The organism is Paenibacillus cellulositrophicus (assembly GCF_009363095.1).
Taxonomy (GTDB): Bacteria; Bacillota; Bacilli; order Paenibacillales; family Paenibacillaceae; genus Paenibacillus_AQ; species Paenibacillus_AQ favisporus.
The window spans coordinates 1-25,641 of sequence record NZ_CP045295.1; the positions used below are offsets into that span (position 1 = coordinate 1).

Sequence of the window (25,641 nt, forward strand, 5' to 3'; positions counted from 1 at the left end):
GTTCGTACCTCCATAGGTTCATAATGGTTTATATCAGTTCTATAATGTTCATTATAGTTCATCCACTTAGGATTTCAAGCATAATTTAAAGCGGATACATTTCCACAATTGACCAGCAATTCAGCGATCTGTTATGTTGAACTTGGAATGCAGATCTCTTAAATCGATTGTTATATAAGTTGAACTAAAGAATACGGAGTGTACCAATAACCGATTTCGATGCTTCAGCTTATATAACTCGTACAACGATGGAGGTGAAGATATGCCTGAGACGATCAACATTCGGCCGGCGGAGGCTGCGGATCTCCCGTTTCTGTGGGAAATGCTGTTGGCTTCCATGTACACGCCGGAAGGGGAGCCACCATTATCCCGCGATATCCTTGCACGCCCTGAAATATCGAAGTACCTGGACGATTGGGGAAAGGAAGGCGACATGGCCTTTATTGCCGTCTCCAGCGAAGGAGAGCGGCTCGGATCGATCACGCTCCGATTGTTTGATCCGGAACATCCCGGATACGGATATGTGGACGAGAATACGCCGGAGCTGGGCATGGCCATCCTGCCGGAACACCGCGGCAAGGGGATTGGAACCCTGCTTATGCAGCGGGCGTTCGAGGAGCTGCACGCTGCAGGGATACTGTCCGTATCCTTAAGCGTGGACCCTAGAAACCGTGCGATGAAGCTGTACGAACGATTCGGGTTCACGGAAGTCGGCATGTCGGGAACTTCGGTCACGATGAAAGCGCAGGTTCACCGTTCGGGTATACAGGGAGCCGAGGAACCAAAATACATAAATCGAAAGCGGGGAACAAGAACATGAGCCAAAGTGCCAAGAGGCTGGACAAAGAAATAACGAAGCGGGTCAAACTGGACTATTTGCTGCACCTGCCTGAAGCCTATGAAAGTGATCCTGAGAAAAAATGGCCGCTGATCCTCTTCCTTCACGGTTCGGGAGAGCGCGGGAGCGATGTGGAGCTGGTCAAAGTGCATGGCATTCCGAAGAACGCGGATCAGGATCCGCAGTTTCCGTTCATTGCCATCTCACCTCAATGCCCGGAAGACTCGTTCTGGGCGATGGAGGAAGACGCTTTAATGGCTCTCCTGGAGGAAGTGGAAGATCACTATCGCGTGGATCCAAAGCGCATTTATTTAACGGGATTAAGTATGGGCGGTTACGGTGCATGGCAGCTGGCTGCGATGTATCCAGATAAATGGGCGGCTGTCGTCCCGATTTGCGGAGGAATGGAACCGAAATATGCCGAGCAGATCAAGGATATCCCGATTTGGGCCTTCCATGGGGCCAAGGACGATGTCGTTCCGCTGTCGGAATCCGAACAAATCGTGAAGGCGCTGGAAGGGATCGGAGGGAACGTGAAATTTACGGTGTATCCGGACGCGAATCACGACTCATGGACCGAGACTTACGCCAACAAGGAATTGTATACCTGGCTGCTCAGCCACTCATTATCTTAAAATAGCAAAGGATGGATATGCCCGGTGCAGTGTCGGGCATACCCATCCTTTTTAAGTGTACAAACATCATAGTTTCAGCGTTCCGAAAATTATTCTAAAGCAAATCCCTGAACCGACAGGGAGAACGGCCCCCGCTGTATAATTCATTAATACCGAAGAGCTTGTCTACAACAAAAAGGGGCGGGGTTATGATGCGCAAGTCTTGGTTTAAGCGGCTGCTGTTATCCTACATGCCGGTATTTATCATTGTCGTCACTTTTATTTTCTTTGTTTTCTTTCAGCTGTTCAGCGTGCAAAGCCGAAGTGAGGCGCTGAATGCCAACAAGACGCTTTCACTTCAGGCGATGCGGATCGTGGATACGTCACTGAAAGTGATCGATAATATGATCGTCCTTGAGAGCATCAACAGTGAGCCGTTGAACAATTTTTTTCGGGCCAGCGGAGGCAGTGACCCATACATCAACATCAGGGCCGTGCAGAAGCTCAAGGAATTGATTAATTACTATCCTTTGATCGATTCCATTTACCTTGTGCGCAATACGGACGGTTATGTGCTCAGTGACGCAACCAACGCTTATATTGGCTCATATCCTGACCGCACGTTTATTGAGGAATATCAGGTATCGAAAATCCCGAAGTGGACCGGCGGCCGCAGCTTTGAACAATTCAAAATGATCGGCGGCAAACAGGTGGTCAGCCTGGTGCGAGGATCGCCATATATGAAAAATGATCTTGGTATGATCGTGGTCAACGTCTCAGCGGATTCGCTAAACAAGTTAACGGAAGATATGTACGAATCCAAGGTCAGCTTTATTCAGGTAAAGGATGCTTCCGGCCGTCTATTGTTTGGGAGTGAGGCGGCAGTAGAAGAATCCGAGCTTTTCTCGGAATATACCTCCGGCTACACCGGCTGGAAATATGGAAGCGGGCTTGTCAATGGCGGATATGTCAATGCCATATCGGCGATGTATAACCTGTGGTTCGCGGTAGGTCTTATCATGATCGCAGCCGGATTCATCTGGATGATCTATGTGACGCGGCGTAATGCCAAGCCAATCGAGCGGATTGCGGAACGTTTCAGCGGCTATTCCCTGCCAGTGAGCGGCGCGGGCAGGCCCGATGAGTTTGCATTTATTGAGTCGGCCTTTGATCATATTCTGGAGCAGTCCACGACATACCAGGAGAAATACCGGGAAGATCTTCATCTGCGGACAAGGTATTTGTTCCATCAGCTGATCGAGGGACAGACCGAGATGAGTATTGAAGAGTGGCGCGAGGAAGCCGCCAGGCTGAATTTGCCTGAGCCGCTGGACCGTTTTAGGCTGCTTATCATTGAAATGGACAAATACGGGGATTTCTGCCGGAAGTATACGACAGGTGACCAGAATCTGCTGAAATTCACCCTGCGAACCGTGGCGGGCGAGATTGCGATGAGACTGAATATCCGGATCTGGTCGGAATGGACGTCACCTTCCAGTCTAGCCGTCATTTGCTTTGAGCGGGAAGAGACAGACGATAGAGAAGGGGAGGTCCTTACCCGTTTTGCAGCGCAAACGCTGAGCTGGACCGAACAAAACTTGAAATTCACCGTTACGATTGGAAGCGGTGAGGCGATATACCGGATCCATGACCTGCCCAAGTCGTATAAAAGTGCAGTTGAAGCGCTCAAATACAAAATCGTCCTCGGGGAGAACCGGCTGATCCGAAGCCAGGATATCGCCGGCACAAGCAATGCCGAAGTATACGCGAACCTGGGAGAAATTCGCTCGATCATTCAATCCTTCCGAATGCTGAATATCGGGTGGGAAGAATCTTATGAGACGTGGTTTAAACAGTTGAAGGGCAGCCTGCTTACTAACGAAGAGATATTTAATCTGATGAATTATTTACTGTATAACGTCGGCCGGGAGCTTTCGGACATGAATAAAGATGCTTACCGGCGATGGGTCCAGGAAGGACTTCCCTTGCTGACGGAAATGTTAGACCACGGCAGTTCACTGGAGCAGCTGCGGTTTGCAATCAGGCAGGAGTTGTCCGGTCTGTTCGAATCTGTGCGCCGGCAGCAGGAAGGCAGGCAGTATACTACGATGATCCGGGACATCTGCAAGCTGATCGAACAAGACTATGCCAACCCGGACCTGTCACTGGAGATGCTCGGTGACCGGTTTCAGTTGAATCCTAAATATATCAGCAAGTTGTTCAAGGAGCATACCGGACAGAGGTTTGTCGATTTCCTCATCCAGGTTCGGATGCGGGAAGCGGTAAGGCTGCTGCTGGAGACAAATGCCTCGGTACAAGAGATCGCGGAGAGGGTCGGCTATACCCATGCCATCTCGTTTACCCGTGTTTTTAAACGGATTATGGGGGCGGCACCGGGCGAATACCGCAGCGATCAGCTTCGCAAAGCGAATGGGTGAAAACGGTTTGGTGGTGGAAAACGGTTAAGGCCGCGATAGAATCGCGGCTTTTTTTGTTTTGGCAGGGAAAGGCGAAAATGGTTAATCCGTATATTCTTGTTTCTTGTTGACCGGCGCTTCAGGCGTTTACAATCGCTTTACATTCCGCCGCATCTGGTAACGGGTGCAGCGATTTTCAAATCATACCTTGGAAGGAGTTCATGCTGATGCGAAGTCCGCACAACAAGCTGCAAACCGGTCCCGGACTGCCTCATCCTGTTCAGGCCTCCGCAGCCATCCGTCCCCGCCCGCAAACGACATGGGTTCGAATCAGGCGCCATTGGCAGCTGTACTTGGTTCTTCTGCTCCCCTTGCTTTACTTAATTGTGTTCAAATATGTACCCATGGCCGGGATCGTGATCGCATTCAAGGATTACAGCGTCATTAAAGGAATTTGGGGCAGCCCCTGGGTTGGGTTTAAATACTTTGAACAGTTTTTCCAATCCCCCAACTTCTGGCTCTACATCAAAAACACGCTCGGAATCAGCTTCTATGGTTTGGCCGTCGGCTTTCCGGCACCGATTATTCTAGCGCTCGCCTTGAACGAAATCCGCAGCGGCTTGTTCAAGAAAAGCGTGCAGATGATATCCTACGCCCCCTATTTTATATCCACGGTCATCATGGTATCGATCATAATCGTCAATTTGACACCCCATGTGGGCATGGTCAGCAAGCTGTTCGAGATGATGGGAGTGACCCAAACGAATTTTATGGGCATGCCGGGGCTGTTCAAATCCATTTATGTCTGGTCCGATGTATGGCAGTACACCGGATACGGGGCGATCATCTATATCGCTGCGCTCGCCGGCGTGAATCCCGAGCTGTATGAGTCGGCCAGAGTCGACGGTGCTTCCCGAATCCAGAAGATCATCAGCATCGATATACCCAGTCTGATTCCCGTGTCGGTGATCATGCTGATTCTGAATCTCGGCAACATTATGAAACTCGGCTTCGAAAAAATCTATTTGATGCAGAACCCGCTCAATCTCGCCACTTCTGAAGTAATTTCAACTTATGTTTACAAAGTAGGCCTGCTTGGTTCCAGTTTCAGCTTCTCGGCGGCCATCGGCTTCTTCAACTCGGTAGTGAATCTGATCCTGCTGATCGCCGTGAATTACATCGCCCGCAAGCTGTCTAGCAGCAGCCTGTGGTAAGGCGAAGTGAAATCGGTGTCGAAGCTGGAACATGATTCAGTAAAAATGTGCCAAGGAGGGGGAACAAAATGTCCAAAACAGCATCAACAACCATTCGGGAGTCCCGGGGGGACCGCATATTTGTCGCGATGGTGTATGTTTTCTTGAGCTTGATTCTGATCATTGTGGCTGTGCCGCTGATCTACATCCTCAGTTCGTCCGTAAGCTCGCCGCAGGCCGTCGTATCCGGCAAGGTGTGGCTGTTCCCGGTCGATTTTACGCTGGATGGATACAAGGCGGTGTTCCAGAACCCGCAGATCGGCGTCGGGTACATAAATTCCTTGATCTATACGGTGGTCGGGACGGCGATTAACGTAACCTTAACGATTATGTTCGGATATCCGCTTTCCAAGCGGACGTTATACGGCCGCCATTTCTTTATGGTTGTACTGGTCATTACGATGATGTTCGACGGGGGCTTGATTCCTTACTATCTCGTCGTGAAGAATCTGCATTTGCTCGATACCCGCTGGGCGATGATTCTGCCGGGAGCGATGGGAGTGATTCAGGTCATCGTTGCCCGCACCTTCTTCCAGACGACCATCCCGGATGAGCTGTCCGAAGCGGCGGAGCTGGACGGCTGCAGCGATATCCGGTTTATACTCAGCATCGTGCTGCCCCTGTCCAAACCGATCATCGCCGTCATGACACTTATGTATGCTGTCGGCCATTGGAATGCGTATTTTGACGCCTTGATCTTTCTCAGGTCTCCGGACTTGTTTCCGCTGCAAATCATTCTGCGCAACGTCTTGATTCTGAACACAGTGGATCCCTCGATGATGGCTAATGTAGACCAGGTACAGGCGCAGCAAGGCCTGAAGGATCTGTTGAAATATTCGCTGATCGTGGTGGCAAGCGCTCCGGTGCTGATCATTTACCCATTCGTCCAAAAGCACTTTGTCAAGGGAGTTATGATCGGTTCACTGAAAGGATAAACAGGAATCCGGCTTGAAGGAGGTGGTGCGGTCCGCTATTAAGGAAGAACCGGTGCATGGAGGATTTACAGGTTGTGACCCAGAATACCATGAAAAAGAATGGGGGAGTTGTTTCGATGCGCAGAAAATGGACGAAGTCTTTAAACGCTGCGTTAATCAGTTTATTAGCCCTGACGATGCTCCTAAGTGCCTGCGGAGGGGGAGGATCCTCTGATACGGCCAAGCCCGACGCCGCGGCTGAGCCTGGCGGGCAATCGTCTTCGGAACAAAGCGGATTATTTACAGAGGTCGGCACCTATCCGATTGCGAAGCAGCCAATGACAATCCGAATGTTCGCTCCGCAGTTCCCGACCATCGAAAATATGAAAACCAACGCCTTTACCCAGTACTTAGAGGAGAAAACGAACATCAAGATCGATTGGGACTTGGTTCCGAACAACGCCTTGAAGGACCGCAAACAACTGATGCTGGCCAGTGGAGATTACCCTGAGGTCATCCTGCAAGGAGACCTATCCAAGGAAGAACAGATGAAGTACGGCAAGCAGGGCGTGTTTATTCCGCTGAACGACCTGATCGAACAATACGCGCCAAATATAAAGAAGGCGATGCAGGATATCCCTTACATGAAGGATTCGATCACAGCCCCCGACGGAAATATCTATGCCCTGCCTCAAGTGAACGAATGTTACCATTGTGATAACGCGCTGAAAATGTGGATCAACAAGAAATGGCTGGATCAGCTGGAACTATCCGTCCCGACCACCACGGAAGAGTTTTATACTGTTTTGAAGGCTTTTAAGGAAAAGGACCCGAATGGAAACGGCAAAGCCGATGAAATCCCGCTTTCGGGCTCGGATGAGATGTGGGCGGGCAACGTGTCGGCCTTCCTGATGAACTCCTTCATTCTGGATGATTATACCGAGAAGAACGCAGGCACCTTCCTACGAGTCATTGACGGGAAAGTGGATTTTACGGCCAATAAAGATGAGTGGAAACAGGGCCTGATCTACTTAAACAAACTGTACAAAGAGGGGCTGATTGATCCGGCCGCCTTTACGCAGAATGCCGACGCCGTTCAGCAAATGGCGAACCGGGAACCGGACAACGTCATGGGGGCATTATCCACCGCGCTGATCAGTTACGCCTACAGCATGGATGACAAAGCGCCGCGGCATAAAGAATACGTCGTGGTACCTCCTCTGAAAGGGCCCGGCGGCGTTCAGCAAACCTTGAATTTTGCCGGTATTGGCAATTCACAGTTTGCCATTACGAATAAAGCGACCAAGGATCAGCAGATTGCCGCGATCCGCCTTGCAGACTACCTGTACACCGAAGAAGCAATCGTGCTGGAGGAGAACGGACCGGAAGACAAAGGCTGGCGGAAGGCAAAAGATGGGGAGCTGGACATTAACGGGCAGCAGGCCAAGTATACGTCGATTCCGAAAACGGACAAAAAGCCAACGCATAATGACGGATGGGAACAGATCGGGCCTTCATTAAGAACTTATGCGTACCGGGCTTCCTGGACCGCGCCGCAGGATCCGCTGGCACCGGACGGTTACGGAACGCGGCTGAATCAGGTATCCAAGGAATATGAGCCATACCATTCCAAGGAGCAGTACCCAAATGGCGTATTTATCGCGCTGGAAGACGCGGAGATCGCGGCGCAAATCAAAACGACGCTGATCGATTACGTCAAGTCCAACATGGCTCAATTCATTACCGGATCCAAAGACATCAACAAGGAATGGGACGCCTACGTCAAGGGATTAGATGGACTCCAATTAACCCAATACCTTGACATTTATCAGAAAGCCTTGGATGCAAAAAAATAAATGCTGAAGTAACATGGGGCTTCCATTCTCGGTTATACCGAGTGGGGGCCCTTTTTTACATGCAGTCATGCCCGGCTCTTCGCCACGCTGTAAAGCATAAAAACGGAATCGGCTGGAAACGCTACTTCATATCTTTGCCATCTAAAATTAACTAGCCTTTGTACATAAAGACGAAAAGGAGAACAGCAGCATGGACCAACAACAAAAGCCTATGGAGCATGGCACTTCAGTGACCGGTTCCGGCGATGCCCTTGACCCCCGCATGGCTCCGGGCGAAGACGAAATGTCTCTGACCACGCGCCAGGGCCATCCGGTGAAGAACAACCAGAACTTGCGGACGGTGGGAAGCCGCGGACCGGCAACGCTGGAAAATTATCAATTTATCGAGAAAATTACGCATTTTGACCGCGAGCGCATCCCAGAGCGCGTCGTGCATGCAAGAGGAGCCGGAGCGCACGGTTACTTCGAGGCCTACGGCAAGGTTGGAGATGAGCCGGTATCCAAGTATACGCGGGCGAAATTGTTTCAGGAAGCGGGCAAACGAACGCCCGTTTTCGTCCGTTTCTCCTCGGTTATTCACGGCGGCCATTCTCCGGAAACGCTGCGTGACCCGCGCGGCTTTGCCGTGAAATTTTACACCGAAGACGGAAACTGGGACCTGGTCGGGAACAACCTGAAAATTTTCTTTATCCGCGACGCCATCAAGTTTCCCGATATGATCCACGCTTTTAAGCCGGATCCGGTCACGAACATCCAGGACAACGAGCGGTTCTTCGATTTTTGCTGCAACTCGCCGGAAACGATGCATATGGTAACGTTTGTTCAATCTCCATGGGGCATCCCGGCCAACTACCGGCAGATGCAGGGGTCCGGAGTCAATACCTACAAATGGGTAAATGCCGAGGGAGAAGCGGTATTGATCAAGTACCACTGGGAACCGAAGCAGGGCATCAAAAATTTGACCCAAGCCGAGGCGGAAGCGATACAGGGTAAAAACTTCAACCATGCGACCCAGGACTTGTACGAAGCGATCGAGCGCGGCGATTATCCGGAGTGGGAGCTGTTCGTGCAAATTTTGAGCGACGACGACCATCCCGAGCTGGACTTCGACCCGCTGGACGATACCAAGCTGTGGCCGAAGGAGCAAATTCCTTGGCGTCCGGTCGGCCGGATGGTGCTGAACAAAAATCCGGAGAACTATTTTGCCGAGGTGGAGCAGGCGGCGTTCGGAACCGGCGTGCTCGTCGACGGGATGGATTTTTCCGATGATAAAATGCTTCAGGGACGTACACTTTCGTATTCGGATACCCAGCGCTACCGCGTTGGACCGAATTACCTCCAGCTGCCGATCAACGCGCCGAAGAAGCGGGTGGCCACCAATCAGCGTGACGGCCAGATGACGTATGATGTAGATATGGCGCCTGGACAGAATCCTCACATCAATTACGAACCGTCCTCGCTGAACGGTTTGAAGGAAGCTCCCCGGAAGGAAACCGACTACATGCCGCATGTGGAAGGCAAACTGATGCGGGCCAGCATTGAACGAACCAACGATTACAAGCAGGCCGGTGAGACGTACCGTGCGTTTGACGATTTTGAAAAGAACGAGCTGATCAGCAATCTGGTTAATGCGCTGTCTTCCTGCAGCCCGGTCATACAGGAGAAGATGATCCACCATCTGACCCAGTGCGATGAGGAATACGGCCGGCGTGTCGCCGAGGGGATCAAGCAGCATGGCTCAAGCAGCCATCATGGCCCGCTGGGCGCCACTCACACTCATGAAGCGGTGGAGGATGCCGAACGGAAGGGCCACAGCACCGACTCATATTGACACCATCCATGCACCTAAAAAAGCACGCATACCTAAACGGTCTGCGTGCTTTTGTCTGCCTTAAACTTTTCTCTCGCATCGTAATCTTTCCGAGCTTGTTCGATCTGAGGATAATGCTCGTTCAGCCAATGATTTAGCTGGCGCATATAGGGGATCAAGCTTTCTCCCAACGGAGTCAAGGTATATTCCACCACAGGCGGAACCTCCGGAAGGACGCTGCGCTCAATTAGTCCGTCCCGCTCCAGTTGGCGGAGCGTCTGGGTCAGCATTTTTTGGGAAATGTCGGCGATGCTTCGCTGAAGCTGACCGTACCGTTTGGTGCCTTTTTCCAATACGAAAATGATGAGGACCGCCCATTTATTCGAAACGATTTCCAGTACACGCCGAGCCGTGCAGGACGTTACCGAAAATGCGGGTTCCGCTGCTCTTATGTTTTCCATCATCCACCTCCTAACGCACCTGCGGGTTCGTAACGAACCGAAAAGTGCCTTCTTTTCACATTGTACTCACTGTATTAATCTATGTCTACCAACCCGAAAACCCCTCCACAATTTGCCAGGAGGCGGGTGGATCCCTTATCCATTTATTAGGAGGCTTACTTATGAATATAAATCATCAACCTCTTCGTGTCGGAATCATCGGTGCCGGTTTGAGCGGTGCGTGGGGAGCTCGGGCACACATTCCGGCTCTGAAGGCGCTGCCCGAGTTTATGGTGACCGCCGTCGGTACGTCGCGGCAGGAAAGCGCAGAAGCGAGCGCCGATCACTTTGGCGTTGAGCATGCCTTTTCCGATCCGCTTGAGCTGGCCCTGCATCCAGAGGTCGATTTGGTGACCGTATCCGTCCGGGTTCCGGAGCATGACCGGCTGATTCGTGCAGCTCTTGAGGCCGGCAAGCATGTGTACAGCGAGTTCCCGCTCGGACGGACGACCGCGGAATCGGCAGCATTGCTGCAGGCGGCCCGCGACCAAGGAGTTCGCCATTTCGCCGGACTGCAGTCGCGCGCCAATCCCGTCATCCGCTACGTCCGGGAACTTCTGGCAGAGGGTTACGTTGGGGATGTGCTTGCCGTTCACGTTAATTACGCCATACCGACGTATCCGATCCGTTCCAAGCAGATCGACCAGAGCCACGTTTATTTGCTGGACGATGCGAACGGAGCCAATCAGCTGACGATCGCCGGCGGCCATCTTCTGGATGGGATCATGTATCTCTTTGGTCCATTTTCCGAAATATCGGCCATATTGAAGACGCAAGCGCGGCAGGTTCCTGTGGAAGAGACGGGTGAAATCATCCGTGCATCGGCACCGGATCATGTCGTGGTTAGCGGGATTCTGCCGGGCCAGGCCGTTTTCAGCTCCCAAATCCGCAACGCGCACGTGGGAAGCTTCGCGATCGAGATCAACGGCACGAAAGGGGATGTACACATCCGCTCACGTCAAAACTTCATGTTCCAGATCGATGACCTGGTCGTGCTTGGCACGCAGGGGAGGGGAGAACTGAAGGAACTGACGCTGCCCGGGCATATCCACCTGCCTCCGGCCGAGCTGATGGGAACACCCGCTTACAATGTGGCGGGCATTTACCAGCAGATCCACCGGGATCTGGCGAAAGACACACACGAGGCGCCGGATTTTCAAACCGCACTTGCGGTTCACGAACTGCTGGATCAAGTGCGAAAGGCGGGGGAGACAGGAGCCGCATTGACATTAAAGAAGACCGAAACCGTTTAAGGTTTCGGTCAGTGGAAGCGGAACAACGAGAAAAGTCGGTAAACCGTCGCCTATTTCTCTCAGACGGCCGATTTATATTCGCATGGGAGACTTTGTGTGTATGAGTATCAGGCCAAAGTGCTTTCCAACGGGCTTTGGACGATCTCGATCCCGAAATCGATCAGTTGCTCCGCGCCCATTAGGGTCAACAGCACCTTAGCTCTTTTTTTATGCTTGTCAATTTTTTTAATCAGCTTCTCCATTCCTTTTAATGGACCCGCTTGCACGACGATGTGGGATTCCTGGAAATAAACCTTGGAATACTCGATCACTTCACTTTCGTTGATTAGGTTCAGTACCACCAACATTTCATCGCAGGGGATTTCTTTGAAAAATTGGGACTCGTCGACAAGATAATGTGGTACTTGATCGTGATCCAAGCCATGCGAATAAAGCCTGATGCATTTGTCTTTTTCATTTCTGTAATTCAGCGTCTGATATATGTAGGGATTTTCTTTCAATTGATAATAAATGGAGTAATTCATGTCAGCCTGAATGAACACATAACCCGGAAACAGCGTTTTAACCGTGTGAACGATTTCGCTGCGTCTTTTTTCCGGGACCTTTCTTTTGGGATTGAGGCTGTACAGCAGGTCTTGGTCGAACTTGCGATCCAGCCACTTTTTGATGTTGGATTCATATCCTGTTTTGACAAACAGCGCATACCATGACATGTTGAAAATCCTCCTTTATATGATCATGAAAATCATAGCAAAGATGGATTAAATTAATTGTCGAAATATGAATAAAAAGCCATTAAATATATCATCATAGCAAAAAAAATAATAGTTTACATAAACTCCAAAATATACTATTATAATTGGTAATTAATGACTTGTTTACATAAACTTATGTTCCACTTAATCGACGTTGCGGCGCGTTAAGAAGGCATAAGGGCCATATACACATCACTACGTTAAAGTGTTGGATGCTTGCGGATTCCCTTAGTTATATAGGGTTCCCGCAGGCATTTTTGCGTTTTCCGGCAGAAGACCAGGGAGAGAAAGACAGGAGGAACGTTCATGGAGAATGCAGAGATGGACCAAAGCCGGGAGGTGCGGTTGAAACACCTATTCAACAACAGGGATGGTCCTGAACAAGCCGCCCTGTATATGGTGCAAATGCGGGAGTGCTTGTACCGCGAGCATGCTGCAGCTTTTCTTCATCCGGGTGAATGGGAATTTTTCGGCACGCTGAAGTTCGAACGAAGGATTCACAGCTATTTGGCTGGACGATACGCCGCGAAGAAAGCCGTCTCGCTGCTTACGGGTGAATGCGATTTGCGCTCAATCCGGATCGAGCGGGGATGCTTCAATCAACCGGTGGTGATCGGATGGGCGAACGTTCAGGTCAGCATCACGCATGCCGGCAATGCCGCCGGAGCCATTGCGTTTCATGAGGCTATGCCGATGGGGATCGACATCGAAAGGGTATCCGTCTCGGCCATGGAGGTTCTGATGAACCAGGCTTCTCCCAGGGAGTTGGAGCTGATGCAGTCCATTCCGCATTCCCTGGAACGTATGCTGACGCTCTCGTGGTCCGTTAAGGAAGCATTGTCTAAGGTGCTGAGAACGGGGCTGACGATTCCAACCAAGCTGCTTGAGCTCAATCGGCTGGAAGCTTGTGACGGTTATGTCATCTCCCATTTCGCCAATTTCATGCAGTATGAAGCGGTTTCAACGTTTATGGGAAGCGATGTTTGTTCGATCGTTTATCCCAAAAGGCGGCCGCCCGACTTAGGTGTACTGCGGCATGCAGTGGAGCAGGCATATCAATATTCGTAGAGAGGATGTGGAGAGCTTATGTTAGCTTATGTGTTTCCGGGACAAGGAGCCCAGAAGAAAGGAATGGGGGGCGCCCTTTTTGACGAATTCCCGGAAATCGTTGCCGAAGCCGATCAGGTGCTAGGGTATTCCATTCGGGAATTATGCCTGGACGACCCCGATTCCAAGCTGAACCAAACCGAGTATACCCAGCCCGCACTGTACACGGTTAACGCCCTGCATTATTACAAAAAAATAAAAGATACCGGCATAAAGCCCGATTATGTCGCCGGACACAGTTTAGGGGAATACAATGCGCTCCTGGCCGCAGGTGCCTTTGAATTTGGCGCCGGACTCCGGCTGGTGCAAATGCGAGGTGCATTGATGAGCCGTGCCGCAGGCGGGGGAATGGCTGCCGTTATCGGATTGAGCGAGGAGCAAATCCACGAAGCACTGTTGGCGAATCAGCTGGAGAGAATTGATGTTGCGAACCTCAACAGCCCGAAGCAAATGGTCATTTCCGGCTCAAAAGCAGACGTAGAGCATGCCAGGCCAATGTTTGAGGGCATGAAGGATGTCATGATGTTCGTCCCGCTGCGGACGAGCGGCGCATTCCATTCGCGATATATGCAGGAGTCCTCGGAGGAATTCGAGGCTTTTTTGAGCGGCTATTCATTTGGCCGCCTGACCATACCGGTCATTTCCAACGTATACGCCAGACCTTACAGGGACGCGGATATCCGCACCAATCTCGTCAAGCAAATCACTCATTCCGTGAAGTGGACCGAGAGCATCAGGTATTTGTGGGGACGAGGGGTTGAACAATTTGAGGAAATGGGACCTGGCCGGGTTTTGACCGATCTGATCACTCGGATCCGGACGGAAGCTGAGCCGCTCATCGTGGATGACAATGAACCTCAGAGTGGCAAGGAAGCCTTGGATGACAAAAGCTCTATTGATTTTTTTTCCACCGTGCCCGCCATGGAGTCGCCCCAGGATCATACCATGGAACAAGTGACCGAACGTTTGGCCTGCATATCGGCCGCCTCCTTGGGGAGCAGTCAGTTCAAAAAGGATTACGGGTTGAAATACGCATATTGTACAGGCGCCATGTACCGCGGAATCGCTTCCAAAGAGATGGTCGTCCGCATGGGTAAAGCAGGCATGATGGGTTTTTTCGGAGCAGGCGGGTTGAAAATGCCCCAAATCGAGGAAGCCATCCTTTATATCAAGGAACGTCTGGATCCGGACCAAGCCGCGTACGGACTTAACCTTGTCCACAATCCTTCGGAGCCTTGGGTTGAAGAGCAGACTGTCGATTTGTTCCTGAAGCACGGCATTACCGTCGTTGAAGCCGCTGCGTTCATGAGCATTACACCGGCACTCGTGAAATACCGGGCGAAGGGACTTAGAAGGGATGCTGAAGGACAAGTGACGGCTTCCCATAGAATGATCGCTAAAGTGTCGCGGCCGGAGGTGGCCGAGCTGTTTTTGAGTCCGGCACCGGAGCGGATTGTCGGCAAGCTGTTGGAAGAGCGAAAAATTTCTCCGCAGGAGGCGGAGATGCTCCGAAAAATTCCAGTGGCGGACGATATTTGCGCCGAAGCGGATTCCGGCGGGCATACCGACGGGGCGGTCGCGTACGCACTAATGCCGGCTATGATCAAGCTGCGGGACGAAATGATGGACAAGTTTGGTTACCGGAAGCAGGTGCGAATCGGAGCGGCCGGAGGGATCGGAACGCCCGAGGCGGCGGCAGCGGCTTTTATGCTGGGCGCGGACTTTATTGTAACGGGTTCGATCAATCAATGCACCGTTGAAGCCGGTACGAGCGACGCCGTCAAAGACCTGCTGCAGCAGGCCAATGTCCAGGATACGGAATATGCACCCGCCGGGGACATGTTTGAAATGGGGGCCAGGGTACAGGTGCTGAAGAAAGGGCTCTTTTTTCCCGCACGCGCCAATAAACTGTATGACCTGTACCGGCAATACAATTCGATCGATGAAATCGACAGCAAAACCAAGGCTCAAATTCAGGATAAATATTTTAAGCAATCCTTTGCGAGTATTTATGAAAAGCTGTGCGCGTCCTATCCGCAGGTGGTGGAGAAGGCCGAGCAAAATCCAAAATTCAAGATGGCGCTTATTTTCCGCTGGTATTTCTCCTACACCACCCGCCTGGCGATCCAAGGAGACGAGGAGAATCGGGTGGACTACCAGATCCACTGCGGCCCGGCGCTCGGCGCTTTCAACCAATGGGTCAAGGGGACACCGCTGGAGCGCTGGCAGAACAGGCATGTGGACCAAATCGCGGAGAAGCTGATGCTGGAGACGGCAGAGCTGCTGAACCGGAGACTTGCGCTGTTTGCCCGGACTCCTGCTGCAAACGAAGTTCAACCCTCAGGATTGGACCATGTACCCGCAGGCGCAGCACGTTAGCGAAAGAGGGTGTGGGAGGCTACCACGGGATAAAGCCTGAAATCATCGTAAGGCGGTAGTAACAAGGAAGAAGTTCAATCACAAGATCGAGCGAGGTGTACCTTGACATGGATAAAGATATCGCCATTATCGGTATGGCATGCCGGTTTCCGGGCGCGCATAACTACGATGAATTTTGGGACAATTTGAAGGAAGGGCGTTCCAGCATTCAGGAAATTCCAAAGGAACGCTGGGATTGGCGGGACTATTGGGGCGACCCCCAGTCCGGCAAAAACAAAAGCAACAGCAAGTGGGGCGGGTTTATTCGTGATGCAGATGCCTTTGACGCAGCCTTTTTCGGCCTTTCCGCCCGCGAGGTCGAAGTTACGGATCCCCAGCAGCGAATCATGCTTGAGTTGTCGTGGGCATGCCTGGAGGATGCCGGGGTGCGGCCGTCTGAAATTTCCGGCGAAAAAATCGGCGTTTACATGGGCGTCTTCAACTTCGATTACAAAGGGCTCCAGGAGAGCTCCAACCAGACGATTGAAACCTATCATTCAATCGGGACGGCCTCGGCGGTCATTGCCAACCGGATCTCTCATTACTTCAATCTGAAAGGTCCCAGCTTTCCGATCGACACTGCTTGTTCCAGCTCCTTCAACGCCATTCATGCCGCAGCGCAGTCGCTCCAGCTGGGTGAATGCCAAATGGCGCTCGCGGGCGGCGTCAGTCTGATCCTGACACCGTCGCGCCATATTTCCTTCTCCAAGGCAGGCATGCTGTCGCCAACCGGTTCGTGTAAAACGTTCGATGACAGCGCGGACGGCTACGTACGCAGCGAAGGGGCGGGGGTTGTCCTGCTGAAGCCGCTGAACCAGGCGGTCGCGGACGGCGATCCGATTTACGGCGTCCTGAAAGGAAGCGCGGTGAACCATAGCGGCAAAACCCACACGCTGACTTATCCAAATCCGGACGCGCAGGCGGAAGTCATCGTCGAAGCCCACCGAAAAGCGGGAATTCCCGTTGATAGCATCAGCTATATCGAAGCCCATGGTACGGGTACGCCGAAGGGGGATCCGATGGAATTCCGCGGACTGGTCCAAGCTTTCGAGAAGCTGCGGCTTGACCAGGATCCCGCACTGGAGACCCCTGGGAACTACTGTGGCCTTGGCTCCGTAAAAGCAAACATCGGACACCTGGAATCGGCTGCAGGCATCGCAGGTGTGATCAAAGTGCTGATGTCCATGAAGCATAAACAGCTCCCCGGTCTGCACAATTTCAAAAAGCTCAATCACCGCATTTCTCTGGAGGCCACCCCTTTTTATATCGTAGATGGGCTTAGGCCCTGGGAGGCTCTAACCAGTGATACAGGCGAAGCTTATCCGAGGCGGGCGGGGATCAGCTCCTTCGGTTTCGGGGGAACCAACTCGCATGTGGTGCTGGAGGAAGCTCCGCCCAAGAAGAGGACGGTCAGCAGAAAACTGCCGTACTGCATGGTCTGTCTGTCGGGAAAAACCGAGGAAGCCCTGGGCCGGAGACTTCGGGATCTTCTGCAGTGGCTGGAACGCCAAGATGAGAGATATACGCTAACCGACATCAGTGCCACACTCCTGCTTCGGCGGGAGCATTTTGGGATTCGGGGTGCCTTTGTCGTTCGGGATATCCGTGAACTGCGAAAAAAAATTACCCAGGTGTTGGCCGGGAATGATGTCGAAGGCTGGTTGACGGCAAAAGTACCTCCGAGCAGACCTGAGGAATCGCTGGCGTTCGAGTCGCAGGGTAACGCATTAGTAAAGGATCTCCGCGCTTTGAAAAGGAGCGATGCGGAAGAGTATGAACGGAAGCTGCAGGAAATCGCTGATTTATATGTCCATGGATACGAAGCGGACTGGAAATCGATCTTTCCCGCTTCTGGATGGAAGCATGCCCATCTTCCGACGTATCCTTTCGCAAGAGAACGGTACTGGCTTCCCGAAGTAAAAGACGCGGCTGCTGGCGGAATGGCTGTGGGTGAGGGCGTTCAAGCCCAAGCCATTCATCCGCTGCTTCATGCCAATACTTCGGATTTAAGGGAACAGCGCTACAGTGCCGCCTTTACCGGGCAGGAATTTTTTCTGGCGGATCACCAGGTGAACGGGGAACGGATTTTTCCTGGGGTAGCCTACTTGGAAATGGCGCGAGCGGCCGTGATCTGTGCTTCCGGAAGGGAACGTAATCGCGAGGCGGCGGTGTCGCTTCGGAACTTGGTTTGGTCCGTGCCCGTCAAAGCCGGTGCAGATCCGGTGCGGATTCATATCGGACTTCATCCGGAAGGACATGATCAGGTGGCGTTCGAAATCTACAGCGAAAACGAAGCAGACGCCGATGAACTTACGATACATAGCCAAGGTACGGCTTATTTTGTTCAAACCGATCCAGGGCCGGCCGCTCCCGTTCGGGAGATCGCGGAACAAGCGCAACTCTCCCGTTTCACCGCAGAACGCTGCTATGCTTACCTTCGTTCCATAGGGCTTGATTACGGTCCTGCTCTTCGCGGAATTGCTGCGGTGTATCCAGGTAAGGAGGATACGGAGCTGTTTGCAAAGCTGTCGATCCCGCAGTCCCTTCGGGAAAGGAACAGTCCGTGGGTCCTGCATCCGGCCATGATGGATTCCGCGCTGCAGGGGGGCGTTCTTCTCCTGAATGGTTTTTTTCAGTCCCAAGAGGAGGAACCGCAAACTCCAGGCCAAATGTGGCTCCCTTTTGCCTTGGACGAGCTCCTGATTTTGCAGCCGTGCCAAGATGAAATGTGGGCCCGGATTCGGTACAGCAAGGACCATCACCCGCTTCGTCAGGTGCATAAGGTCGATCTGGATTGGATGGATGGCGAGGGAAACGTCTGTGTAAGCATAAATGGGCTATCTTGGAGGCATTCGGCCGGGCAGCAGGCAGCAAGGTCTAATGACACGAACGGAACGTTCCCCAATTCCGGATTGCTTCTCATGGAACCGTATTGGAAAGAGGAATCCCCGGCACTGCAGTTCGGGACAAGCAGCTATCGGGAGCACTTGATCGTATTATGCGGCTGTCCGGTGGATTGGGCCGGGCGATTTGCCGAAGGCATGGATACGGCGAGAATTCTGGATTGGCAAAATAGTGGCGAAAGATGTGATGATCATATCCGCGATTACGCCGAACGTTTGCTGAGAGAGCTGCAGCTTCAGATCGAAGATAAAACGCCGGGACGCGTGCTTATTCAGCTGATGTTCATGCGGAGAGGAGCGGACTCGCTCTTGCAGGGCTTGGGCGGCATGCTGAAAACCGCCATCCTGGAAAACCCAAAGTTAACCGGGCAAATGATTGAAGTGGACACGGATGCAACGCCGGATAAGGCGATGGAATATATCAGAGCGAGTATGCAGGATACCGGCCGGTTCCACATCCGATACTTACACGGATCCCGTTCTGTAATGGACTGGAAGTCGGTGGAAGCTAAAGCGGAGCCCATGCCGAATCCGCAGCCCTGGAAAAATGGTGGCGTTTATGTCATTACCGGCGGCTTGGGAGGGCTCGGCTTCCACTTTGCCAAAGAAATCGGCGCGCGCGTAAAGAATGCCACGATCATCCTGTCTGGCCGGTCATCATTAATCGATCACAACAACATGATGCTGGAAGAACTGCGTTCGCAAGGGACGCTCGTGGAATATGTTCAGTCGGACATAACGGTTAAGGACGAAGCCCATCGGCTCGTGCAAAAGATTGTCCAGGCACACGGAACGATCAACGGCATCATCCACGCTGCGGGTCTGATTCGGGATAGCTATCTGATCCATAAAACCGTTGGCGAGCTGCAAGACGTACTGGCTCCGAAGGTGACGGGTCTGATCAATCTGGATGAGTCAAGCCGCCATGTGGACCTCGATTTTTTTGTGATGTTTTCTTCCGTATTCGGTCCGATCGGGAATTCGGGCCAAGCCGATTACTGCACGGCCAACGCCTTTATGGATGCTTATGCCGCATATCGGGACGCGCTTGTGAGCTCAGGCGAACGGAGCGGACATACCTTGTCGGTCAATTGGCCGTTATGGAAGGACGGAGGCATGCAGGTCGCCGAGTCCATTGAACGCAGCATGCTTGCGGAGCTTGGCATGGCAGCCATGGCAAGCGGAACAGGATTAGAGGCATTTTACCAGGCTTATGCCTCCGGTGCGAACCAAGTCCTGATCGTAGAGGGCAACCCCGGCTTATTCTACTCCCGGCTCACGCGCTCCGCCAATCTCACGGATGAGGCAGTTCCGGATCGGAGTCTGATTCAACCGGACAGTGAAATCCGGCCAGCCGGTTATTCTTCGCCGCAGCTTTTGCAGGAACATTCGGAGAGCTTGCTGAAGCAGCTCATTTCCGGCGTCTTGAAAACGCCGGCATCCCGGATCGATGCCGAAGCACCGATGGAGCAGTACGGGATTGATTCGATCATGACGACCCAATTGACCCGCGAACTGGAAAAGACGTTTGGTTCCTTGTCCAAAACGCTCTTTTTTGAGTATCAAAATATCCGTGAGCTGACAGTCTACTTCTTACGGGAGCATCGGGATTCGATGCTGAAAGCCCTTGGAGGAGAGGAGCGGGCTTCGGTATCACAAGTCCAAGCCAAGGAATCCAAGGTTCCAGTTGACATGGACGATGACGGGCAAGGACTTCTCCTTGCCAACCAGCGCCGTCCAAGGTTTGTTCCGCAGGAGACCGCCAGAACGGCGGGCGCGGGCAGTGTCTCAGGCCGTTTTGATGTCGCCGTCGTCGGGGTGGCTGGCCGTTATCCCGGAGCGGGCAATGTCAATGAATTTTGGGAAGTGCTTAAGAAAGGAAGGGACTGCATTACGGAGATCCCGGACGAACGTTGGGATTACCGCATGTATTTTGACGAGGACCGGACGAAACCCGGGAAGGCTTACAGCAAATGGGGAGGCTTTATCGATGGGGTAGACTTGTTTGATCCGCTCTTTTTTCATATCTCTCCGCGCGAAGCCGAATTGATGGATCCTCAAGAACGTCTATTCTTACAATGTGTCTATGAAACGATGGAGGATGCCGGATACACCCGGGACGCATTAGCGGATTCGGGAACGGTCGGTGTCTACGTGGGATCCATGTATCAGGAATACCAACTGTACGGAGCACAGGAGCAGGCGCATGGGCGTCAGATCGCGCTGCCTGGACTGCCGGCGTCGATCGCCAACCGCGTGTCATATTTTTGCAACTTCCATGGCCCAAGCCTGACGATAGATACGATGTGCTCATCCTCGCTGACGGCCATTCATCTGGCGTGCCAGAGCCTGCAATCGGGTGAAAGCGATGTCTGCTTCGCGGGTGGAGTCAATGTTTCCATCCATCCCAATAAGTACTTGTACCTTTCCCAGGGCCAATTCATTTCCAGCAGGGGACGGTGCGAAAGCTTCGGACAGGGCGGAGAAGGTTACGTTCCGGGCGAAGGAGTCGGCGCCGTTCTGCTGAAACCCTTGGCCAAAGCCGTCGAAGACGGTGATCAAATTTATGGGGTCATCAAGGCAACGGCTATCAATCACGGGGGGAAAACGAACGGTTATACCGTCCCGAATCCGAATGCACAAGCAGAGGTTATTGGGAAGGCGATCCGAAAAGCGGGCATACATCCCCGCGCGGTCAGCTACGTAGAAGCACACGGAACCGGTACGGTGCTGGGCGATCCCATCGAAATAGCCGGGCTCCAGCAAGTATTTAAGCAGGCGACGGAGGATGCTCAATTCTGTGCCATCGGATCGGCCAAGTCGAATATCGGGCATTGCGAAAGCGCTGCAGGAATCGCCGGGTTGACCAAGGTTTTGCTTCAACTCAAGCATAAGCAAATTGTGCCTTCGCTGCACTCCTCCGTCCTGAATCCCAATATTGACTTTGAACGATCGGCGTTTTTCGTTCAACAGGAATTGGCCGAATGGATTAGGCCGCTCCTGAATTTAGACGGGCGCTTGACCGAATACCCCAGAATCGCCGGGATCTCCTCTTTCGGGGCTGGGGGTTCGAATGCCCATTTGGTTGTCGAGGAGTACATTCCTGCGTTTTACGATATCGAACGGAAATCGGCGCAAAGCGCAGATCCGTTTATGATCGTGCTGTCCGCCAGGACGGAAGGGCAGCTGAAAGAACAGGCCCAAAGGCTGCTTCTGGATGCGGAAAGCCGGCATTATGGCGATGAACGGCTGCCGGATTTGGCTTACACGCTGCAAACCGGACGCGAAGCGATGGAGGAGCGGCTTGGCCTGATCGTGAAAACCGTGGACGAGCTAACGCATAAACTGCGCGTTTTTCTGGATGGCGATCACGAGTCTGAGGGGATCTATTGCGGGCAAGTTAAACGGAATAAGGATACGATGCAGATTTTTTTCCGGGACGAAGAACTTCAGGAAGCCATCTGGAAATGGATGGAGCGCAAAAAGTACGGCAAACTGATGAACCTTTGGGTCAAAGGCCTTCAGGTGGATTGGAACAAGCTGTACACGGAGTTTCGGCCAAGGAAAATGAGTCTGCCGACGTACCCGTTCGCACGGGAACGTTATTGGGTTCCAGGATGGAAGCCTGCAGGCGAACTTCATCCAATTGCTGCGAATTTCGGTCAAAACGAGATCCGTCCCGTCGAATCCCAGCGCAAGGCGGGGTTCTGGACCAAGCAATGGACGCCGGCTCCCCGGGAGAATGGTGTCTATAAAGGGAAAGGAAGAGGCGTGGCCGTCGTAGCGACATCCGAAACGATGTCTTTGGCCCGGCAAGTATCGGGCCGCATCGAGGGGGCGGTGATTTTGGAAGTGGACACCGGAGAGCTGTCCCATCCGTCAGTTGAGCGGGAGACGTTCGAAGGGGTTATTGATCTGGCGGGCTGTGGTCCATCCCCACTTCGGCCGGTGGACTGGATGGAGTGGATTCAGCAGCAGATCGAATCCCGCCACCAGGATGGGCTTCGAATGTTATGCGTTACCCGCGGCCTGGAGCCCTTTAAAAATCCAACCGTCAATCTTGCCGGCGCTGACCGTGCCGCACTTTACCGCATGCTGCAGTATGAGTACAGCCGGCTCGTATCCTGGCATATGGACGGAGAAACCGTCGCTTCCGACGAAGAGCTGGCTGAACAAATCGCTGCAGAATATAAATCAGGAAGCCTGGATACCGAGGTCTGCTACCGGAACGGAATCAGGTATCGGGCCTATCTCGGGGAATCCCTCGGCAGGAAGCGGGAAGAATCCGGCTCCGGTCGTGGTTCTTTTGCGTTCCGTAAAGAACATGTGCTGTGGATTACCGGAGGTACCCGAGGGCTTGGTTACGTATGCGCCCGCCACTTTGTGCAGAAATACGGCGTAAGGAAGCTGGTGCTGACCGGTAGGGAAACGCTCCCTCCCCGGGAGGAGTGGCACCGGTATCTCGCCCAAGATACGAGCATCGGGCATAAAATCCGCGATTTGCTTGACCTTGAGTCACTGCAAGCGGAGGTGCATGTCCTGTCGGTGTCCTTAACCGATGAAGCCGCATTGCAACACGCCGTGGAAGACATGAAGCTCCGGATCGGTCCCATTGGTGGCGTGGTCCATTGCGCCGGGGTTGTCGACGTTCACAACCCAGCGTTTATCCGGAAATCGATTCAAGGAATTGAGACGGTATTATCGCCTAAAATGGATGGTCTTCAATCCTTATATAACGTGATGAAAGGAGAGGAGCTTAGCTTTTTCGTCCTGTATTCATCGGTTTCCGCGGCGATCCCATCGCTGGCGGCTGGACAAAGCGATTACGCAGCGGCCAACGCTTATATGGATTACTTTGCCGAATCCAAGCGGCACGAATGCCCGTTGGTCAGCATTCAATGGCCAAGTTGGAAGGAGACCGGCATGGGTGAGGTCAGAAACAAGGCTTACGATGAGTCCGGACTGTGGAGCCTGACCAATGAAGAAGGAATGCAGATGCTCGATTCGATATTGACCACAGATTTCGGAGCGGTAGTGCTTCCAGCATCGGTGCGTCCGTCCGCATGGAAACCTGATGCGCTGCTTCGGCTTTCTTCCCGGATGGAGCGGAAAGCGGAGGGCCACAATCCAGGCATGATGCGCAGCGGAGATCCGATCACGTCCGCGCGTGCAGGGGACCTGGATAACCCGCATCTGATGATAGCGTCTTGGTTGAAGGAACTTCTTGCGGAAGAGCTCAAGATCGATTCCGCCAAGCTGGACACGGAAACTTCGTTCCAGGATTACGGAGTAGATTCCGTCATGCTGGCCCAGCTTCTGCGGAGATTGAACGATCTGTTGAACGCAAACCTGGAGCCGACGCTGCTGTTTGAGCATCCGCACATCGAAGCTCTTGCTGCCTGGCTCGTCAAGCATCATCCGGACCAAGCCATGATAGCCGCCAGTCATTCGTTGACTGCGGATGCAGAGCCCTTGGGGATGCTTCCTGAAGGGGATCACGGTGTATTGACAGCATCTGTCCCGGCCAAGCAGGGATATGCAGATCTCGGGGAGGATACGTGTGCTTCGGGCTGGGATGATTATCCGGTTGAAACAAGCTCTCATCGAGCGGAGCCTGCTGCCTCGTCAGATATCGCCGTGGTCGGCATGTCATGCCGATTTCCCGGGGGCGAGTCGCTGGAAGAGTATTGGGACCTGCTGAACGATGGAAGATCAGCCATCCGCCGGATGCCAAGCGAACGATGGGGCTATTCAAGCGGATACGATGCAGGATGGCTGAACGATATTGAAGGTTTTGACGCTTCGTATTTTCTGATCCCGGAAGCCGATGCCAGAGCCATGGATCCTCAGGCACGGATGCTTCTCGAGGAGAGCGTCAAGCTGATTTGCCATGCGGGATATACTCTGCAGGAAGTGAAGGGAAAACGGTACGGGGTTTATCTCGGGGCCAGAACACAGCATTCCCCCGAGGCGTCAGCGCTGATGCAAGCCCGCAACCCAATCGTTGCCGTCGGGCAAAATTATTTGGCGGCGAACATTTCGCAATTCCTTGATTTCAGGGGACCGAGTCTGGTGGTGGATACCGCCTGTTCGTCTTCCCTCGTCGGTTTGCACATGGCCGTTCAGGCGCTTAAAAGCGGGGACATTCAAGGCGCGGTAGTTGGAGGCATTCATCTGTTAACGAGCGATCAAGCCCATCGAATTTTTGATCAGCGCGGCATTTTGAATGCATCCGGTCAGTTCCATCTGTTTGACGGGCGATCCGCCGGCATCATTCCAGGGGAAGGGGCAGGCATGGTGCTGCTGAAAACGGTAGAGCAGGCTCTCGCGGACGGCGACCGGATCTATGCGGTTATCCAAGGCATCGCCGTCAACAATGACGGACGGACCGCCGGACCGGCGGCTCCCAATCTCCAGGCCCAGCGGGAAGTTCTTCGGGAAGCCTTGGCCAAAAGCGGCAAAAAAGCGGAAGACATCACTTACATTGAAGTCAACGGGTCAGGTACCGAAGTGACCGATCTGCTCGAGCTGAAGACGATTCAATCGATTTACAGGAACGACTCCGAGGTGCCGCTGGCGCTGGGATCGATCAAGCCCAATATCGGCCACCCGCTGTGCGCGGAAGGCATTGCCGGCCTGATCAAAGTAGTCCTCATGCTTCATCACGGGCGCATCGTTCCGTTCCTGTCCGGTCAACAACCGATAGCCCATTTCGACCTGCAGGCATCCCCGTTTTATTTCGAGAGGGAAGCCACCGCTTGGGAGCGGAAATCGAGGTTGGCGGCCCTGAACTGCTTCGCCGACGGAGGAACGAATGTCCATGTCATTTTGGAAGATGCCGCAGTTTGGTCCGGGGCTCGTAAGGAGCGCGATCCGCTCCCGGTTCCGGAATGGGAAAGACGGCCAAAAAAACAAGATGCAGAGCGGGAGCTGACAAGTTCCGACGAGGATCCGCCATCCGCCGAACCGCAGCTTATCTTTTGGGAAAGATTCGACTAGGGGG

13 protein-coding genes are annotated in these 25,641 nt (G+C 53.0%); 11 read left to right on the forward strand and 2 right to left on the reverse strand.

From position 1 onward, the window contains the following. Positions 1–262: 262 nt before the first annotated feature. The 7 genes from GCU45_RS00005 to GCU45_RS00035 all read left to right on the forward strand — a co-directional run bounded on the left by GCU45_RS00005 (position 263) and on the right by GCU45_RS00035 (position 9,723). Positions 263–820, forward strand: coding sequence for a GNAT family N-acetyltransferase (locus GCU45_RS00005; RefSeq protein WP_152397554.1), 558 nt, complete (start codon positions 263–265; stop codon positions 818–820). Next, positions 817–1,473 (forward strand): carboxylesterase family protein, encoded by a 657-nt coding sequence (locus GCU45_RS00010; RefSeq protein WP_152397555.1) that lies wholly within the window; start codon positions 817–819, stop codon positions 1,471–1,473. The genes GCU45_RS00005 and GCU45_RS00010 overlap by 4 nt, the downstream gene beginning before the upstream one ends. 188 nt (positions 1,474–1,661) lie before the next feature. Continuing rightward, positions 1,662–3,890 carry a helix-turn-helix domain-containing protein gene (locus tag GCU45_RS00015; RefSeq protein ID WP_244364339.1) on the forward strand — a complete coding sequence of 743 codons (2,229 nt, stop codon included), beginning with the start codon at positions 1,662–1,664 and terminating at the stop codon, positions 3,888–3,890. Positions 3,891–4,096: 206 nt separating this feature from the next. Continuing rightward, on the forward strand, positions 4,097–5,083 hold the full coding sequence (locus tag GCU45_RS00020; protein WP_152397556.1) for an ABC transporter permease: 987 nt from the start codon (positions 4,097–4,099) through the stop codon (positions 5,081–5,083). A gap of 68 nt (positions 5,084–5,151) precedes the next feature. Next, positions 5,152–6,057: a carbohydrate ABC transporter permease gene (locus GCU45_RS00025; RefSeq protein WP_152397557.1), complete on the forward strand. Its 906-nt coding sequence runs from the start codon at positions 5,152–5,154 to the stop codon at positions 6,055–6,057. A 116-nt stretch (positions 6,058–6,173) separates the two neighbouring features. Next, a complete protein-coding gene (locus tag GCU45_RS00030) occupies positions 6,174–7,892 on the forward strand; it encodes an ABC transporter substrate-binding protein (RefSeq protein WP_152397558.1) in 1,719 nt (572 codons plus the stop codon). A gap of 211 nt (positions 7,893–8,103) precedes the next feature. Further along, positions 8,104–9,723, forward strand: a complete 1,620-nt coding sequence (locus tag GCU45_RS00035; protein WP_425281310.1) for a catalase — start codon at positions 8,104–8,106, stop codon at positions 9,721–9,723. Positions 9,724–9,755: 32 nt separating this feature from the next. Here the strand turns inward: GCU45_RS00035 and GCU45_RS00040 are convergent, their stop codons facing one another. Beyond that, a complete protein-coding gene (locus GCU45_RS00040) occupies positions 9,756–10,163 on the reverse strand; it encodes a winged helix-turn-helix transcriptional regulator (protein WP_152402652.1) in 408 nt (135 codons plus the stop codon). Between the two features lie 161 nt (positions 10,164–10,324). Here GCU45_RS00040 and GCU45_RS00045 point away from each other — a divergent pair, with 161 nt between their 5' ends. Continuing rightward, entirely contained in the window at positions 10,325–11,455 is a 1,131-nt protein-coding gene (locus tag GCU45_RS00045) for a Gfo/Idh/MocA family protein (RefSeq protein WP_244364341.1), read from the forward strand. 107 nt (positions 11,456–11,562) lie between these two features. Here GCU45_RS00045 and loaP read toward each other — a convergent pair whose 3' ends face one another. Then, positions 11,563–12,168, reverse strand: a complete 606-nt coding sequence (loaP, locus tag GCU45_RS00050; protein ID WP_152397560.1) for an antiterminator LoaP — start codon at positions 12,166–12,168, stop codon at positions 11,563–11,565. 348 nt (positions 12,169–12,516) lie between these two features. Between loaP and GCU45_RS00055 the strand changes: the two genes are divergently transcribed. The 3 genes from GCU45_RS00055 to GCU45_RS00065 all read left to right on the forward strand — a co-directional run bounded on the left by GCU45_RS00055 (position 12,517) and on the right by GCU45_RS00065 (position 25,637). Next, positions 12,517–13,278 carry a 4'-phosphopantetheinyl transferase family protein gene (locus GCU45_RS00055; RefSeq protein WP_152397561.1) on the forward strand — a complete coding sequence of 254 codons (762 nt, stop codon included), beginning with the start codon at positions 12,517–12,519 and terminating at the stop codon, positions 13,276–13,278. 18 nt (positions 13,279–13,296) lie between these two features. Next, positions 13,297–15,696: an ACP S-malonyltransferase gene (gene fabD / locus GCU45_RS00060; RefSeq protein WP_152397562.1), complete on the forward strand. Its 2,400-nt coding sequence runs from the start codon at positions 13,297–13,299 to the stop codon at positions 15,694–15,696. A gap of 107 nt (positions 15,697–15,803) precedes the next feature. Next, the gene (locus GCU45_RS00065) at positions 15,804–25,637 is read left to right on the forward strand and encodes an SDR family NAD(P)-dependent oxidoreductase (protein ID WP_152397563.1); all 9,834 of its coding nucleotides are present in this window, start codon (positions 15,804–15,806) and stop codon (positions 25,635–25,637) included. Positions 25,638–25,641 lie beyond the last annotated feature (4 nt).